The organism is Mycobacterium sp. DL592 (assembly GCF_011694515.1).
GTDB lineage: Bacteria > Actinomycetota > Actinomycetes > Mycobacteriales > Mycobacteriaceae > Mycobacterium.
This window is the reverse complement of record NZ_CP050192.1, coordinates 2,970,842-2,986,334: the sequence shown is the minus strand read 5'-3', so window position 1 is coordinate 2,986,334 and position 15,493 is coordinate 2,970,842. Positions and strand designations below refer to the sequence as shown.

Genomic DNA, 15,493 nt, shown 5'->3' with positions numbered 1-15,493 from the left:
CGCCATCCTTCACACGCCCGGGCGCCGCCTTCAGTCCCCGGGCTCCAGTTCGGCTTGTGCGTGCATCGGCGCGGGACCGCGCTTGGAGCGCCGCAGCCGCCGCTCGAGCCGGACCGCGGCCGCCGCCAGGGCGAAGTTCGCGCTGATCATCAGCAGGGCTATGACGATCAGCGCGGGCACGTAGTTGCCGTAGGACGATCCGACCACCGTGCCCTGGCGGACCATCTCCACGAAGGTGATCTGGTAGCCGATCGCGGTGTCCTTGAGCACCACCACCAGCTGGGAGACCAGCACCGGCAGCATCGAGGTGACCGCCTGCGGCAACAGGATCGAGCGCATGGTCTGACCCCATGTCAGACCCAGCGACGCGGCCGCCTCGCCCTGACCGCGGGGCAGCGACGACACCCCGGACCGGACGATCTCGGCGATGACCGCCCCGTTGTAGAGGGTCAGGCCGGTCACCACACCGGCCAGCGCCAGATGCTTGGACGGGAACGTGTCGTAGAGGGCGAACAAGAAGTACGCGAAGATCATCATGATCAGCACCGGGACGGCGCGGAAGAACTCCACGATGACCGCACACGGCCAGCGCAGCGCGCCGATACGCGACATCCTGCCCACACCGAGCGCGAAACCCAGGATGACCGCCAGCGCGATCGACAGCGCCGCCGCGGTGAGGGTGCCCTGAATGCCCGGCAGCACATAGGTTTTCCAGAGGTTGGCCGTCAGGAACGGCTCCCACTTGGCCGCAGTCAGCTGCCCCTTGCCCGCCAGCCTGGCGATCACCGCCCACGCCACGAGCGCGACGATCAGGATCGTGACGGCCGAGATGATCCGGTTACGGACCCGGGCGCGCGGCCCAGGCGCGTCGAAAAGAATGGAGGCCGTGCTCACCGCGACACCGCCAGCCGCTTGCCGAGCCAGCCGAACAACAGCCCTGTCGGCAATGTCAGGATGACGAAGCCCAACGCGAAGATCGAGCCCACCGTCAGCAGCGCCGCGGTGTTCTCGATCATCTCCTTCATCAGCAGCGCCGCCTCGGCCACCCCGATCGCCGACGCAATGGTGGTGTTCTTCGTCAACGCGATCAGCACCGAACCCAGCGGAATCAGCACCGAGCGAAATGCCTGCGGCAGCAGGATGATTCGCAGGTTCTGCCCGAACGTGAAGCCCAGCGAGCGGGCGGCCTCAGCCTGGCCCAGTGGCACCGTGTTGACCCCGGAGCGCACCGTCTCACAGACGAACGACGCGGTGTAGACCGTCAGCCCCAGCACCGCCAGCCGAAAGTTGCTGTCCACGATCGAGGTTGGCGACTTCGGGTCGACCAGTGTGATGCCGAGGGTCTGCGCCAGACCGAAGGAGCAGAACAGGATGATCAGCGTCAGCGGCGTGTTGCGGACCACGTTGACGTAGGACGTGCCCAGCCAGTTGAGCATCGGCACCGGCGCCAGCCGCATCGCGGCCAGCACCGTGCCGAGGATCAGCGCGCCGACCGCCGAGAACACCGTGAGCTGGATAGTGGTCCAGAACGCCTCGAAGATCTGGGCGCGATACTCGCTGAAGACCTCCACGCTGGTTCTGGTCTCAGCAGGCGTCGGGCGCGGGCGGCGCCGGTGTGGCGATACCCGCCGGGCCGAGGTTCTTGTCGAACGCCGCCTTCCAGGCGCCGTCAGACTCCATCTTTTTGAGCGCGTCGGTGATCTTGGTGCACAACTCGGTATCACCCTTCTTCAGCCCCACTCCGTAGCGCTCCTCGGAGAACGGCTTGCCGACGATCTTGAAGGCCCCCGGCGTCTGCGCGGCGTAGCCGGCCAGAATCACCTCGTCTGTGGTGACGGCGTCGATCGCACCGTTCTTGAGCGCCTCCACACAGGCCGAGTAGGTGTCGTACTGCTGCAACTGCACGCCCGGGTACTTGTCCTTGATCCGCTGGGCCGGCGTCGACCCGCTGACCGAGCATAGTTTCTTGCCGTCCTGTAAGGACTCGGGACCGGTGATGTCACTGTTGTCGGCCTTGACCAGAAGGCTCTGCCCGGTGAGCAGATACGGCCCGGCGAAGCTGACCTTCTCCTTGCGCGCGTCGGTGATCGAGTATGTCGCGACGATGAACTTGACCTGGCCGTTCTGGATCAGCGTCTCGCGCTGCCCCGACGGTGATTCCTTCCACTCGATCTTGTCCTCGGGGTAGCCGAGCTCCTTGGCGACGTATTTGGCCACGTCGACGTCGAAGCCGCTCATCGTGCCGTCGGGGTTCTTCTGGCCAAGCCCCGGCTGGTCGAACTTCGTCCCGATGACGATCTTGTCGTCCCCGCCGCCACCGCCGCATGCGGTCGCGGTGAACGGCAGCGCGACGGCCAGTACGGCCGCACCGATGAGACGCCATGGGGTGGAACGCATATCGGGTGTTCCTTTCGCCTTAGTGGTTGAGGATCTTGCCGAGAAAATCTTTCGCCCGTTCCGAGCGCGGACTGTCGAAGAACTCATCGGGGACGGCGTCCTCGACGATGGCGCCGTCGGCCATGAACACCACTCTGTTGGCGGCCCGCCTGGCAAAGCCCATCTCGTGGGTGACCACCACCATCGTCATGCCTTCGGCGGCCAGTGCGGTCATCACCTCCAAGACCTCGTTGACCATCTCGGGATCCAGGGCGCTGGTCGGTTCGTCGAACAGGATCACCTTCGGGTTCATCGCCAGCGAGCGGGCGATCGCCACCCGCTGCTGCTGACCGCCCGACAGCTGGGCGGGGTACTTCTCGGCCTGGTTGGCCACCCCGACACGCTCGAGCAGAGCCATCGCGTCGCGGCGTGCCTTGTCCTTGCCGACTTTGCGGACCTTCACCGGTCCGAGGCTGACGTTGTCCAGGATGGTCTTGTGGGCGAACAGGTTGAACGACTGGAACACCATGCCGACATCGGAGCGCAGCGCCGCCAGCTTGCGGCCCTCGGCGGGAAGCTCCTCACCGTCGATGGCGATGGTGCCGGAGTCGATGGTCTCGAGGCGATTGATGGTGCGGCACAACGTGGATTTACCGGATCCTGATGGTCCCAGCACGACGATCACCTGGCCGCGGTCGACCTCGAGGTTGATGTCTTTGAGCACATGCAGGTCGCCGAAATGCTTATTGACGCCCTTGATCGAGATCATCGGCTGATCGCCGTTGCGTCCCATACATTCAGACCATACCCAGGTAACCCTCAGTTTGCCGAGCGTTGGCCGATCCAAGCGATTTCTCCGCGCCCGCACCTGCTCCGTACCATGAGGTTCGTGACATCGGTGCTGACCCAGGGCTCGGAAGCGGGCGATCCGTCGCGCTCGCCGGCTGGGCGCACCTACCAGGTCCGCACCTACGGCTGCCAGATGAACGTCCACGACTCCGAGCGCCTGGCCGGCTTGCTGGAGGCCGCGGGCTATCGCCGCGCCGCAGACGGTGAAGACGCCGACGTCGTGGTGTTCAACACGTGCGCGGTGCGGGAGAACGCGGACAACAAGCTCTACGGCAACATCAGCCACCTGGCGCCGCGCAAGCAGGCCGACCCGGAGATGCAGATCGCTGTCGGCGGCTGCCTGGCGCAAAAGGACCGGGAGGGCCTGCTCAAGAAAGCTCCGTGGGTCGACGTGGTGTTCGGCACCCACAACATCGGGTCGCTGCCTGCGCTGCTTGAGCGAGCCCGGCACAACCGCGAAGCCCAGGTCGAGATCGCCGAGTCGCTGCAGGAATTCCCCTCGACGCTGCCCGCTGCGCGCGAATCCGCTTATGCGGCTTGGGTTTCCATTTCAGTCGGCTGCAACAACACCTGCACCTTCTGTATCGTGCCCGCGCTGCGCGGCAAGGAGGTGGACCGTCGCCCCGCCGACATCCTGGCCGAGGTGCGCTCGCTGGTCGACCAGGGCGTGCTCGAAGTGACCCTGCTCGGACAGAACGTGAATGCCTACGGGGTGTCCTTCGCCGACCCGGACACCCCACGCGACCGCGGCGCGTTCGCGTCGCTGCTGCGCAGCTGTGGTGACATCGACGGGCTCGAACGGGTTCGGTTCACTTCGCCGCACCCGGCCGAATTCACCGACGACGTCATCGAGGCGATGGCGCAGACGCCCAACGTCTGCCCCGCACTGCACATGCCGCTGCAGTCCGGCTCGGACCGGGTCCTGCGGGCGATGCGCCGCTCGTATCGCGCCGAGAAGTACCTGGGCATCATCGAGCGCGTCCGCGCGGCCATGCCGCACGCCGCGATCACCACCGACATCATCGTCGGCTTCCCGGGGGAGTCCGAGGACGACTTCGCCGCCACCCTCGAGGTGGTGCGCGCCGCCCGATTCTCGGCGGCGTTCACCTTCCAGTACTCCAAGCGCCCCGGTACCCCGGCCGCCGAACTCGACGGTCAGTTGCCCAAAGCCGTTGTGCAAGAACGCTATCAGCGGCTCATCGAGCTGCAGGAGCAGATCTCGTTCGAGGAGAACACCGCCCAGATCGGCGCGGAGGTGGAGCTTCTGGTGGCCACCGGCGAGGGCCGCAAGGACGCCAGCACCGCACGCATGAGCGGCAGGGCCCGTGACGGCCGGCTGGTGCACTTCACCCCGGGTGACACGCAGGTGCGTCCGGGAGACATCCTCACCACCACCGTCACCGGTGCGGCCCCGCACCACCTGATCGCCGACGCCCCGCTGCTGAGCTACCGGCGCACCCGCGCCGGGGACGCACACGCCGCGGGCCAGCGTCCGCGCACCACCGGATTGGGCCTGCCCTCGGTGGGCAGACCGGCTCCGGTCGAACCGACGGGATGTGGGCAGTGAACGACTTCGAGTCCTACCGCGACGAGATCGAGGCGGCCGAACGGAAAGTCGCCGGCGAGATACAGCCCGGGGCCCGCGCCCTGGTCGTGGCGATCCTGGTGTTCGTGCTGCTGGTGTCGCTGATCCTGCCGCACACCGGCGGTGCCCGCGGGCTCGACGTCCTGGTCGGCAACGACAAGGCCATCAGTGTCGGCATCGCCCTGCCGTCGCGGATATTCACCTGGCTCGCACTGGTTTTCGGCGTCGGCTTCTCCATGCTGGCACTGCTCACCCGGCGGTGGGTGCTGGCGTGGTTCGCCCTGGTCGGGTGCGGTCTGGCCAGCGCCATCGGGATGCTGGCGGTCTGGTCCCGCCAGACCGCCACCCATGGTCATCCCGGCCCGGGCATCGGCCTGATCCTGGGGTGGATCACCGTGATCCTGCTGGCCTTCCACTGGGCCCGGGTGGTGTGGACCCGCACCGCGGTCCAGCTCGCCGCCGAGGACGAGCGTCGCCGCGAAGCCGCCGAACGCCAGTCCCGGTCATTGCTCGACGACGTCGACCGGCGCGAACGCGGCGAGCAACCGCCGCCGCCCGCCGAAACCGGCGCCTAGCGCTTCTTGCCCAACGCCTCGACCGCCGCGTCGGCCCACTGCCGCCACTGCTCGGCGCTGGCCCTGGCCTCGGCTGCCTCCTTGGTGCGGCCGGCCGCCTCGGCCTTCTCGGCCTGCTTCTCGAACTGCTCGACGCGGGCCCGGAACTGCTCGGCGCGGGCCTGGGCCTGCGGGTCGGTCCACCCCGAGTCGGCGGCGTCGCGGATCTTCTTCTCCACCGCGCGCAGCCGTCGCTCCAGGTCGGCCTGTCGTTCCCGCGGCACCTTGCCGATGGCGTCCCACTTGTCGGTGAGCGTGCGCAGCGCCGAACGCGCCGCCTCCAGGTTGGAGGTGTCGAGCTTCTCCGCCTCGGCCAGCAGCGCTTCCTTGGCGGTGGCGTTCGCGGTGAACTCCGCGTCCCGCTCGGCGCTGATGGCGTTGCGCGCCGCGAAGAACGTGTCCTGCGCGGACTTGAACCGGTGCCAGAGGACGTCGTCGACGTCCTTGGCCGCCCGGCCCGCCGCTTTCCACTGAGTCAGCAGGTCACGGAACGTCGCCGCGGTGGCCGCCCAGTCGGTGGAACCCGACAGCTCCTCGGCCTGCTCGCACAGCTTCTCCTTGGTCTGCTTGGCGCCGGCGCGCTCCCGGTCGAGTTCGGCGAAATGCGACCCCCGGCGCCGGTTGAACGTCTCGCGAGCCGCCGAATACCGCTTCCACAGGGCGTCGTCGGTCTTGCGGTCCAGACCGGTGATGGAGCGCCACTCGTCGAGGATCGTGCGCAGCCGATCGCCTGCCGCTTTCCACTGGGTGGAATTGTTGGCGATTTCCTCGGCCTCGGCGGCCAGGGCCTCCTTGCGGGCAGCTTGCGCGGCGCGGTGCTCGTCGCGGCGCGCCCGGTCAGCCGCGGCGGTCTCGTCGGCGTGGTCGCGGATTGCGGCCAGCCTGTCGGCCAGTGCATCGATGTCGCCGAGAACGCTTGCGGTAGGCAATGTTTCGGCCAGGGCGGCCGCGGCCGCCTTGATCTTGCGGGCATCGCCGGTACCGGAGGCCAGCCGCGTCTCCATCAGGGTGACCTCGGTGGCCAGGTCCTCGAAACGCCGCCCGAAGTGGGCATAGGCGGCCTCGGTGTCGCCGGCCTGCCAGGAGCCGATAGTCCGTTCACCGGAGGAGGTGATCAGCCAGACCGTTCCGTCGTCGTCGACGCGGCCGAACCGGTGCGGGTCACTGGTCGGCGGTGCGACCACGGGCGTGGCCGGTGGGTGCGGGCGCGGAACCGGTCGGGCAGGACCCGGTCGGGGAACCGGCTTGGGCGATTCGCCGCCGTGGGGTTCGTCGATCGTCATGAGCTCGCGTCACCTACCCTCCGCGCGGTAGCTCCCGCGCACCTGCCGCGCGACGCGGCGCCAATGCTGCCTGGACGAAGGTCGGCCACCCTCAGGGTGGCCTTCCTCGAACGTATTGAACCAGGTCGGTCCCGCGTATGCCCCCGGGTTCGCCGGTCCGGCTTGCACGCCGGCACCGCGGCCGGGCAGTCTGGCTTCTCCGGCGAGCGGGGAGGAGACCATGGGCAAGGCGGAAATCGCCACCATTCTCACCCTGTGCGCGGCGCTGTGCATCGCGATCGGCGACGTCATCCAGCAGCGCTCGGCCCAGACCGTGACCGACGAACCCGTCGGCCACGCCGCCCTGTTTCTGCATCTGCTCAGGGACTGGCGGTGGTGGCTGGGCAGCCTGGTCGCTGGTGGTGGCTTCGCGTTCCAGGCCGCCGCCCTCGGGTTCGGCTCGGTGCTGCTGGTCCAGGCCCTGATGGTGACCTCGCTGCTGTTCGCGCTGCCGATCAGCGCTCGCTACGCCGGCCGGCGGGTGACGCGCGTGCAGTGGATCTGGGCGGTGCTGCTCGCCGGTGCCGTAGCTGTCATCGTCACCGTCGGCAACCCGACCGAAGGGCAGTCCCGGGCGGGCTGGGAGCTGTGGGTATGGGTGATCGCGACGCTGGGACCGGTGCTGGTGCTGTGCCTGGTCGGCGCAAGGCTGCTAGGCGGAGGGCAGGAGCGCAGCGACCCGGGAATGGGCACCGGAGGGCAGGAGCGCAGCGACCCGGGAATGGGCAGAGGCAAACCTGCTGCCGCGGTGCTGCTCGGTGTCGTCGCCGGCTCACTGTGGGGGCTGTTCGCCGTGCTCACCAAGGGTGTCGTCGACCGCTTGGCCGACGGGATCTGGGCGCTGCTGAAGACCCCGGAGCTCTATCCGTGGGCGGTGGTAGCCGTCGTGGCCACTGCTTTGCAGCAGTCGGCTTTCCGGGCCGGGTCACTGGCCGCCTCACTGCCGGCGGTGACGGTCAGCGAGCCCATGGTCGGCTCGATCCTCGGTGTCTTCGTGCTCGGCGAGACACTGCGGGCCGACAGGGCGGGCTGGCTGGTCCTGATCGTCGCCGTGGTGGTGATGGTGGCGGCGACGGTGGCGCTGGCCCGCGGCGAGGTGGTCTCGGGGCGGCCTGCGGCGGCACCCGGCTGACCCGCGGGACTAGCGTGTGTGGCGTGTTGACGGCCATCGCAGTGACCCCGTCCGCGCCGGTTCTGGTGCCTCAGCTCGCCAGCTCGGCTGCCGTGGAGGTCGCGTCATACCGCGACGCGGCCCTGGCCGCGGCCGCGGAGCTACCGGACCGGTGGGTCGCGATCGGCGTCGCTCCGATCGGGGAAGTCATCGAACCGGCCACATCCGGCACCTTCGCCGGATACGGCGTCGACATTCCGGTCGCGCTGGCACCCGATGCGCCGGACACGGTCAGCGCCCTGCCGCTGTGCGCGCTGTTCACCGGCTGGTTGCGCGGGCAGGCCAACCCCACCGCGCGCGCTGAGGTGCGCGTCTTCGCCGCTGGCCTGGACGCCGGGGCCGCGGTCGCAGCGGGGCGGTCGCTGCGCGCCGAACTCGACGCTCTCGAGGGTTCGGTCGGGGTGCTGGTGGTAGCCGACGGCGCGAACACGCTCACACCGCCGGCTCCCGGCGGCTACGACCCGGACGCCGAGCCGGTGCAGGCCGCCCTCGACGACGCCCTGGCCGCCGGTAATACCGCTGCGCTGGCCGAGCTGCCCGACGCGATCGTCGGGCGGGTCGCCTACCAGGTTCTGGCCGGGCTGGCCGGTCCCGGGCCGCGCTCGGCGCGCGAACTGGTGCGCGGCGCGCCCTACGGCGTGGGCTACTTCGTCGGTGTCTGGACCATCACGGAGTGAGCCGACCGATTGCCGTCATCGGTCCGACGGGCACCGGAAAGTCGCAGCTGGCGCTGCGGGTCGCCGAAGCGCTCGGCGGGCAGATCGGCGTCGAGATCATCAACGCCGACGCGATGCAGCAGTACCGCGGCATGGACATCGGCACCGCCAAGCTCAGTGTCGCCGAACGCCAGGGCATACCGCATCACCAGCTCGATGTCCTCGACGTCACGGAGACAGCGACCGTCGCGCGCTACCAGCACGCGGCCGTCGCCGATGTCGAAGCCGTCATGAACCGCGGCGCGGTGCCGGTGATCGTCGGCGGCTCGATGATGTACATCCAGTCGTTGCTCGACGACTGGGCCTTCCCGGCCACCGACCCCCAGGTGCGGGCGCGCTGGGAGCACCGGCTGGCCGAGGTCGGGGTGGCCGCACTGCACACCGAGCTCGCCGCGCGCGACCCGGCGGCCGCGGCGGCGATCCTGGCCACCGACGGGCGCCGCATCGTGCGGGCATTGGAGGTCGTCGAGCTGACCGGCCAGCCGTTCGCCGCCTCCGCACCCCGGATCGGGGCGCCGCGCTGGAACACGCTGATCGTCGGATTGGATTGGGACACTGCGGTTCTCGACGAACGCCTGGCGCAGCGCACCGACGCGATGTTCGACACCGGACTGGTCGAGGAGGTCAGCTCCCTGTTGGGCAACGGGCTTCGCGACGGTGTCACCGCGGGCCGGGCGCTGGGCTACGCGCAGGTGATCGCCGCGCTGGACGCCGGGGGCGGCGCTGAACACCTCGCGCAAGCCCGAGAGCTGACGTTCATCGGAACCCGCCGCTACGTGCGCCGTCAGCGGTCGTGGTTTCGCCGCGACCACCGGATCATCTGGCTCGACGGGTCGGCGCCCGGGCTCGCCGACCAGGTGATCGCGCACTGGCGCGACGTATCCTGAACGCGTGGTGACATTCGCCAAAGGGCACGGAACGCAGAACGACTTCGTGCTGCTTGCCGACCTCGACGCCCGCTTGGAGCTGGCTCCCGGCGCGGTCGCCGCGCTGTGCGACCGGCGCCGCGGCCTGGGCGCCGACGGCGTGCTGCGGGTCACCACCGCCGGGGCCGTGATCGCTGCGGGCGTGCTGGATCGGCTGCCCGAGGGTGTCGAGGCCGGCGATTGGTACATGGACTACCGCAACGCCGACGGCTCGTTCGCCCAGATGTGCGGCAACGGGGTGCGGGTGTTCGCCCACTACCTGCGGGCCAGCGGCCTGGAGGAGCGCGACGAGTTCGTCGTCGGGTCGCTGGCCGGTCCGCGTCCGGTGGTCGTGCACCGCGCCGATGCCGTCGACGCCGAGGTCACCGTCGAGATGGGCAAGGTCAACCGGCTCGGAGTCGGGACCGCCACCGTCGGCGGGCGCACGTTCACCGGGGTCGGAATCGACGTCGGCAACCCCCATCTGGCCTGCCTGGACCCGGAGCTCAGCGATGCCGCGCTGGCCGCTCTGGATGTCGCGGCACCCGTGCAGTTCGACCACTCCCAGTTCCCCGAGGGCGTCAACATCGAGGTGCTCACTGCACCGGCCGGTGGCGCCGTGTCGATGCGAGTCCACGAGCGTGGCGTCGGCGAGACACGTTCCTGCGGCACCGGCACGGTCGCCGCTGCCGTGGCCGCACTGGACTACCTGGGTACGCCGACCGGTGTGCTGCGGGTCCGGATTCCCGGTGGTGAGGTCAGCGTGGAGGTCACCGACACCAGCAGCTTCCTGCGCGGCCCGTCGGTGCTGGTGGCCCGCGGCGAGCTGGCCGACGTGTGGTGGGCGGCCCAGCTCTGAGTACGCAGGGCACGTTATTGAGGTGCGCCACGTTGGGTGTGCGTGACACGATCGGTACCAGTTATGACCACATCTGATCCTTCCGCCGAGCCGAGTCTCGGCGAACTCGCACTCGAGGACCGCGCCGCCCTGCGGCGCGTCGCCGGGCTGTCCACCGAACTCGCCGACGTCTCCGAGGTCGAATACCGCCAGCTGCGACTCGAGCGGGTCGTGCTGGTCGGGGTATGGACCGACGGCAGCGCCGCCGACGCCGACGCGAGCCTGGCCGAATTGGCGGCACTGGCCGAGACGGCCGGCTCGGAGGTGCTCGAAGGGATCATCCAGCGCCGCTCCAAGCCGGACCCGTCGACCTACATCGGCTCGGGCAAGGCCCAGGAGCTGCGCCAGATCGTCATCGCCACCGGAGCCGACACCGTCATCTGCGACGGTGAGCTGAGCCCCGCCCAGCTGAACGCGCTGGAAAAAGTCGTCAAGGTCAAAGTCATCGACCGGACCGCGCTGATCCTGGACATCTTCGCCCAGCACGCCACCAGCCGGGAGGGCAAGGCGCAGGTTGCCTTCGCCCAGATGGAGTACATGCTGCCGCGCCTGCGCGGCTGGGGTGAGTCGATGTCGCGGCAGGGTGGTGGCGCCGGCGGCAGCAGCGGCGGGGTGGGCACCCGCGGGCCCGGTGAGACCAAGATCGAGACCGACCGGCGCCGCATTCGCGAGCGAATGTCGAAGCTGCGCCGCGAGATCAAGGACATGAAGCAGATCCGCGACACTCAGCGCAGCCGTCGGCTGCACAGCGACGTGCCGTCGATCGCCATCGTCGGCTACACCAACGCCGGCAAGTCCAGCCTGCTCAACGCCCTGACCGGCGCCGGTGTCCTGGTGCAGAACGCGTTGTTCGCCACCCTCGAACCCACCACGCGCCGTGGTGAATTCGACGATGGCCGACAGTTCACGGTGACCGACACCGTCGGCTTCGTGCGCCACCTGCCGACCCAGCTCGTCGAGGCGTTCCGCTCCACGCTGGAGGAGGTCGTCGACGCCGACCTGCTGGTGCATGTCGTCGACGGATCAGACAGCAACCCGATGGCACAGATCGAAGCGGTCCGCCAGGTCGTCCGCGAAGTCCAGAACGACCACCATGCCGCGCCCGCCCCGGAACTGTTGGTAGTCAACAAGATCGATGCCGCCGCGGATCTGACCCTGGCTCAGCTGCGCCGTGCGCTACCGGGTGCGGTGTTCGTCTCCGCGCACACCGGTGAGGGGGTCGAGCGGCTGCGTACCCGCCTCGGTGAATTGGTCGAGCCGCGCGAGATCACCGTGGACGTCACCATTCCCTACGAACGCGGCGATCTGGTCGCACGCCTGCACAACGACGGCCACGTCGATGCCACCGAGCACACCGAGGCCGGTACGCGCCTGAAGGCACGGGTGCCGGCAGCGCTGGCCGCTGGGCTTCGGCAGTACGCGACCTAGGTCATCGGATCACCGGGGGTTGGTGCGCCCGAACCGGAGGCAGCACCCCGGCGAACTTCTCCACCTCGACCAGCACCGCCGCGCCGGTGCACCCACGGGCCAGCGCCGACGTTCCGATGTCGTCGGTCAGCACGTTCGGATTGCCGTGCACGCACATCGAATCAGGATCGGCCGGGTCCAGTGGGTCATACCAGGCGCCGGTGGACAGTTGAACCACGCGCGGCCGAAGCCCCTCGTCGACGACCACGCCCGCCAGGCAGGCGCCGCGGTCGTTGAACACCCGCACCACGTCACCGTCGGCGATGTCGCGCTCGGCGGCATCGGCGGGGTGCATCCGGATCGGCTCGCGGCCTTGCACTTTCGTGGCCGCGCTGGTGGCGCCTGCGTCGAGCTGGCTGTGCAGCCTGCTCGCGGGCTGGTTGGCGATCAGGTGCAGCGGATAGCGGTGCGCGCGCGGCCCGCCGAGCCACTCGGTGGGCTCGTACCAACGGGGGTGCCCGGCGCAGTCCGGGTAGCCGAAGCCGTCGATGGTCTGCGAGAAGATCTCGATGCGCCCGCTCGGGGTCGCCAGCCGGTGGGTCTGCGGGTCGGCGCGGAAGTCGGCGAGCAGCGTCAGACCGTCCTCGACCGGTAGCCGCACGAACCCGTCGGCCCAGAACTGATCGAAATCGGGTACCGCGAAATCGATTTCAGCCGACCATATCTCGTACAGATGGGCAAGCCACTGGCGCGCGGTGCGGCCCTCGGTGAACTGCTCACCGAACCCCAGGCGGTGCGCCAGGTCGGCGAAGGTGGTGTAGTCGTCGCGGGCGTCGGCGTACGGCGCGGTGAGCGCCCGCATCGCCACCAGCAGCGGGTCGTTGCGGGATCCGGAGAAGTCCTCACGCTCAAAGGCGGTCGTGGAGGGAACCACGATGTCGGCGTGGCGGGCCATCGGCGTCCAGTACGGGTCGTGCACCACCACGGTGTCCACTCGGCCCAGCGCGCGGCGCAGCCGCGGCAGATTCTGGTGGTGGTGAAAGGGATTGCCGCCGGCCCAGTACACGCATTTGATGTCGGGGTAGGTCAGGGTCAGCCCGTTGTAGGTATACGTTTCACCGGGGTGCAGCAGCATGTCACTGATCGCCGCGACGGGGATGAACGTCTGCACCGGGTTGGGGCCCTGCGGCAGCGAGGGGAGCCGGAAGCGCAGCGGCGGCAGGCCGGGTTCGTTCATCGATCCGTAGCCGTGCCCGAAACCGCCTCCGGCAAGCCCGATCTGGCCGAGCATCGCCGCCAGCGTCACCCCCATCCACGGGGCCTGCTCGCCGTGGCGCAGACGCTGCAGTGACCAGCTGACGGTGACGATCGTGCGCTGCCCGGCCATCCGGCGGGCCAATGCCGTCAGGATGTCGGCGTCCAGACCGCAGATCGGCGCGGCCCACTGCGGCGACTTGGGCACCCCGTCGTCGGTGCCCAGCACGTAACGCTCGAAACGGTCGTAGCCGGTGCAGTAGGTGTCGAGGAAGTCCCGGTCGGCCAGACCTTCGGTGGCCAGCACATGGGCCAGTGCCAGCATGATCGCGACATCGGTTCCTGGCGTGGCCGGCAACCACTGGCAGTCGCCGTCGACATCGGAACGCAGCGGGCTGATCGACACGATCTCACCGCCCTTGTCCCGGAACCGGTTCAGCGCGGCGCGCGCCGGATGATCGGTGGTGCCGCCGTGATTGATCCCGGTGTTCTTCAAGTTGACCCCGCCGAAGCACACCAGCAGATCGGTGTGCTCGGCGATGACCGTCCACTGCGTCGAACGCTTGAACAGGTCGTCGTGGGTGCCCACCACCCGCGGCATGATCACCCCGGTGGCGCCCAAACTGTAGGAGTGCCGGGAGAACGTGTACCCGCCCAGCATCTTGAGGAATCGGTGTACCTGACTCTGCGCGTGGTGAAACCGGCCCGCGCTGGCCCATCCGTAGGACCCGCCGTAGATCGCCTCGTTGCCGTAGGTGTCCACGACACGGCGCAACTCAGCGGCCAGCAGATCGGTCAGTTCGTCCCAGCCGACGGCGACGAATTCGTCGGCGCCACGAACCGCACTGGGGCCCGGCCCGTCGCGCAGCCATCCGCGCCGCACCGCCGGCGTGGCGATGCGCGACGGGTGGCGCACCGATCCGGGGATGTTGCCCAGCAGGGGAGAGGGGTCGGTATCGCTGGAAATGGCCGACACGGAGGTGATCTCGCCGTCGGCGACGCTGGCGCTGAACGCACCCCAGTGCGTGAGGCTCGTGGGGGCTCGGCCCATGGCTGAGAGTCTAAACGGGCCCCCGCCCTACGCGCCCGCCCAGTGCCCCAGCAGTGCCTCGGTGACGATCGCGGCGTTGTCGGCGGCGATCTGGCGGTAGACGAAGAACTGCAGGAACGGAATTCCGGGCAGGTTCAGCGGATCCCCGGCGCCGTCGGAGATCCCACGAATGCCGAGGAACGGCACCCCGTAGGCGTCGGCGACCTGCTGTGCCGCGGCCGTCTCCTGGTCCACGGCGTCGACCGGCGGGTTGGTGTTGGTCAGCAGTCCGGTGATGTTGCTGATGAGCCCGCGCGCCAGAAATGGCCCGATCGCGCGGACGAAGTTGCCCGTCGACAGCGGCGAGTAGTCCGGCGCGCCACAGGGCTGCGGCCCGAACACCGCACCCCCCAACGGAATTGCGGGGAAGGCGGTGCCGCCGTTGTTGTCGTCACTGGCGCCGTCACCCCCGACCACCACAGCCGGCTTGCGGCCAAGGTCGATCCGCAGGCCCGAGGTCAGCCCGCTGCAGGGGCAGGCCGGATCGCCGATGCTGTCCGAACTCAGCAGGTCGACCGACACCGCACCCGCGGTAGCCAGTAGCCCGGGATCCACCGGGTGCCAGGTCGCGCCGTCATCGGCGGTCCACCGGGCGGGCACGGTCACCGAACCGATCTGGGCGCCTGCGAAACCGCCGGCGACACCGGAGAACACCACCGCACCGATCGTCGTGCCTGTTTCGGCGGTGAAGTGCTCGAAAGCAGTTGTGGTGGTTCGGGTTGCGTTGACCATTCCGATTCCGGTCATCGCCACGATGACCTTCTTGCCGCCCATCTCGCCGAAGTAGAAGTGCGCTCCGTCGACGACCACCGAAGGGGTGGGGTCCAAGGTGGTACGGGCCAGGATCGCGTCGGTCTCGGCGGGAAACGCCGACAGGATCAACGTCCGCTTCTCGGGCTGGCCTGCCGGGCCGGCGTTGTCGACGGTGGTGGGGTCGCTGACCGCCTGCCTCGGTGTGCGCCGCGCCGAGTGCGCGGCACCGGCGGTGGCCGGACGGGTGAACTGCGTAGGCCTGCTTGGGGTTGGCTGACGGTCCGCCTGGCCGCTGGAGGCGTGGTGGGCTGTCGTGGACGACGGGCCGGTCTCGGCGGCAGCGGTGGCCGGCCACGCCAGCAGGCCCGCACCCACACCGGCGGCCACCGCGACGACCCAGAGCCAGCCTCGACTGCTCGATCGAACCGTTGTCCCCATGGCCACCATCCCGACTTGGCGACACGATATCGGCGTCACACCGCCGGTGTCCGAACTCCGGGTGAACGGCCATGTGCGGCTCGGTCCTGCTGATTCTCTACCAACTACTCGGTTG

General features: G+C 69.2%; 14 protein-coding genes. 7 read left to right on the top strand and 7 right to left on the bottom strand.

From position 1 onward, the window contains the following. Positions 1 to 30: 30 nt before the first annotated feature. The 4 genes from HBE64_RS14375 to HBE64_RS14360 are packed head-to-tail and all read right to left on the bottom strand — an operon-like array spanning position 31 to position 3,145. Positions 31 to 894 carry an amino acid ABC transporter permease gene (locus tag HBE64_RS14375; protein WP_167103290.1) on the bottom strand — a complete coding sequence of 288 codons (864 nt, stop codon included), beginning with the start codon at positions 892 to 894 and terminating at the stop codon, positions 31 to 33. Next, a complete protein-coding gene (locus HBE64_RS14370; RefSeq protein WP_167103287.1) occupies positions 891 to 1,571 on the bottom strand; it encodes an amino acid ABC transporter permease in 681 nt (226 codons plus the stop codon). The genes HBE64_RS14375 and HBE64_RS14370 overlap by 4 nt, the downstream gene beginning before the upstream one ends. Before the next feature lie 13 nt (positions 1,572 to 1,584). Further along, positions 1,585 to 2,397 carry a glutamate ABC transporter substrate-binding protein gene (locus HBE64_RS14365; RefSeq protein ID WP_167103283.1) on the bottom strand — a complete coding sequence of 271 codons (813 nt, stop codon included), beginning with the start codon at positions 2,395 to 2,397 and terminating at the stop codon, positions 1,585 to 1,587. 19 nt (positions 2,398 to 2,416) lie between these two features. Then, positions 2,417 to 3,145, bottom strand: coding sequence for an amino acid ABC transporter ATP-binding protein (locus HBE64_RS14360; protein ID WP_167109201.1), 729 nt, complete (start codon positions 3,143 to 3,145; stop codon positions 2,417 to 2,419). Positions 3,146 to 3,256: 111 nt separating this feature from the next. On the opposite strand from HBE64_RS14360, the gene miaB reads away from it, so the two are divergent. Further along, positions 3,257 to 4,792: a tRNA (N6-isopentenyl adenosine(37)-C2)-methylthiotransferase MiaB gene (gene miaB, locus HBE64_RS14355; RefSeq protein ID WP_167103280.1), complete on the top strand. Its 1,536-nt coding sequence runs from the start codon at positions 3,257 to 3,259 to the stop codon at positions 4,790 to 4,792. Beyond that, positions 4,780 to 5,385, top strand: a complete 606-nt coding sequence (locus HBE64_RS14350) for a hypothetical protein (RefSeq protein WP_167103277.1) — start codon at positions 4,780 to 4,782, stop codon at positions 5,383 to 5,385. Before miaB ends, HBE64_RS14350 begins: the two co-directional genes overlap by 13 nt. Here the strand turns inward: HBE64_RS14350 and HBE64_RS14345 are convergent. Further along, positions 5,382 to 6,707 (bottom strand): DUF349 domain-containing protein, encoded by a 1,326-nt coding sequence (locus tag HBE64_RS14345; RefSeq protein ID WP_167103274.1) that lies wholly within the window; start codon positions 6,705 to 6,707, stop codon positions 5,382 to 5,384. The two genes, HBE64_RS14350 and HBE64_RS14345, sit on opposite strands and share 4 nt — an antisense overlap. A gap of 220 nt (positions 6,708 to 6,927) precedes the next feature. On the opposite strand from HBE64_RS14345, the gene HBE64_RS14340 reads away from it, so the two are divergent. From HBE64_RS14340 to hflX, 5 genes are all read left to right on the top strand, one after another. Continuing rightward, positions 6,928 to 7,878, top strand: coding sequence for a DMT family transporter (locus HBE64_RS14340; RefSeq protein ID WP_167103271.1), 951 nt, complete (start codon positions 6,928 to 6,930; stop codon positions 7,876 to 7,878). Positions 7,879 to 7,901: 23 nt separating this feature from the next. After that, a complete protein-coding gene (locus HBE64_RS14335) occupies positions 7,902 to 8,594 on the top strand; it encodes a hypothetical protein (RefSeq protein ID WP_167103267.1) in 693 nt (230 codons plus the stop codon). After that, positions 8,591 to 9,520: a tRNA (adenosine(37)-N6)-dimethylallyltransferase MiaA gene (miaA, locus tag HBE64_RS14330; protein WP_167103264.1), complete on the top strand. Its 930-nt coding sequence runs from the start codon at positions 8,591 to 8,593 to the stop codon at positions 9,518 to 9,520. The genes HBE64_RS14335 and miaA overlap by 4 nt, the downstream gene beginning before the upstream one ends. Positions 9,521 to 9,527: 7 nt before the next feature. Next, positions 9,528 to 10,397, top strand: coding sequence for a diaminopimelate epimerase (gene dapF, locus HBE64_RS14325; protein ID WP_167109200.1), 870 nt, complete (start codon positions 9,528 to 9,530; stop codon positions 10,395 to 10,397). 63 nt (positions 10,398 to 10,460) lie between these two features. Then, positions 10,461 to 11,864, top strand: a complete 1,404-nt coding sequence (hflX, locus tag HBE64_RS14320; protein WP_167103261.1) for a GTPase HflX — start codon at positions 10,461 to 10,463, stop codon at positions 11,862 to 11,864. 1 nt (position 11,865) lies between these two features. Here the strand turns inward: hflX and HBE64_RS14315 are convergent, their stop codons facing one another. Together HBE64_RS14315 and HBE64_RS14310 are read right to left on the bottom strand one after the other, a co-directional pair. Beyond that, on the bottom strand, positions 11,866 to 14,148 hold the full coding sequence (locus HBE64_RS14315) for a molybdopterin guanine dinucleotide-containing S/N-oxide reductase (RefSeq protein WP_167103258.1): 2,283 nt from the start codon (positions 14,146 to 14,148) through the stop codon (positions 11,866 to 11,868). Between the two features lie 27 nt (positions 14,149 to 14,175). Then, positions 14,176 to 15,378, bottom strand: coding sequence for a 5'-methylthioadenosine/S-adenosylhomocysteine nucleosidase (locus HBE64_RS14310; protein ID WP_208300474.1), 1,203 nt, complete (start codon positions 15,376 to 15,378; stop codon positions 14,176 to 14,178). Between the last annotated feature and the right edge of the window lie 115 nt (positions 15,379 to 15,493).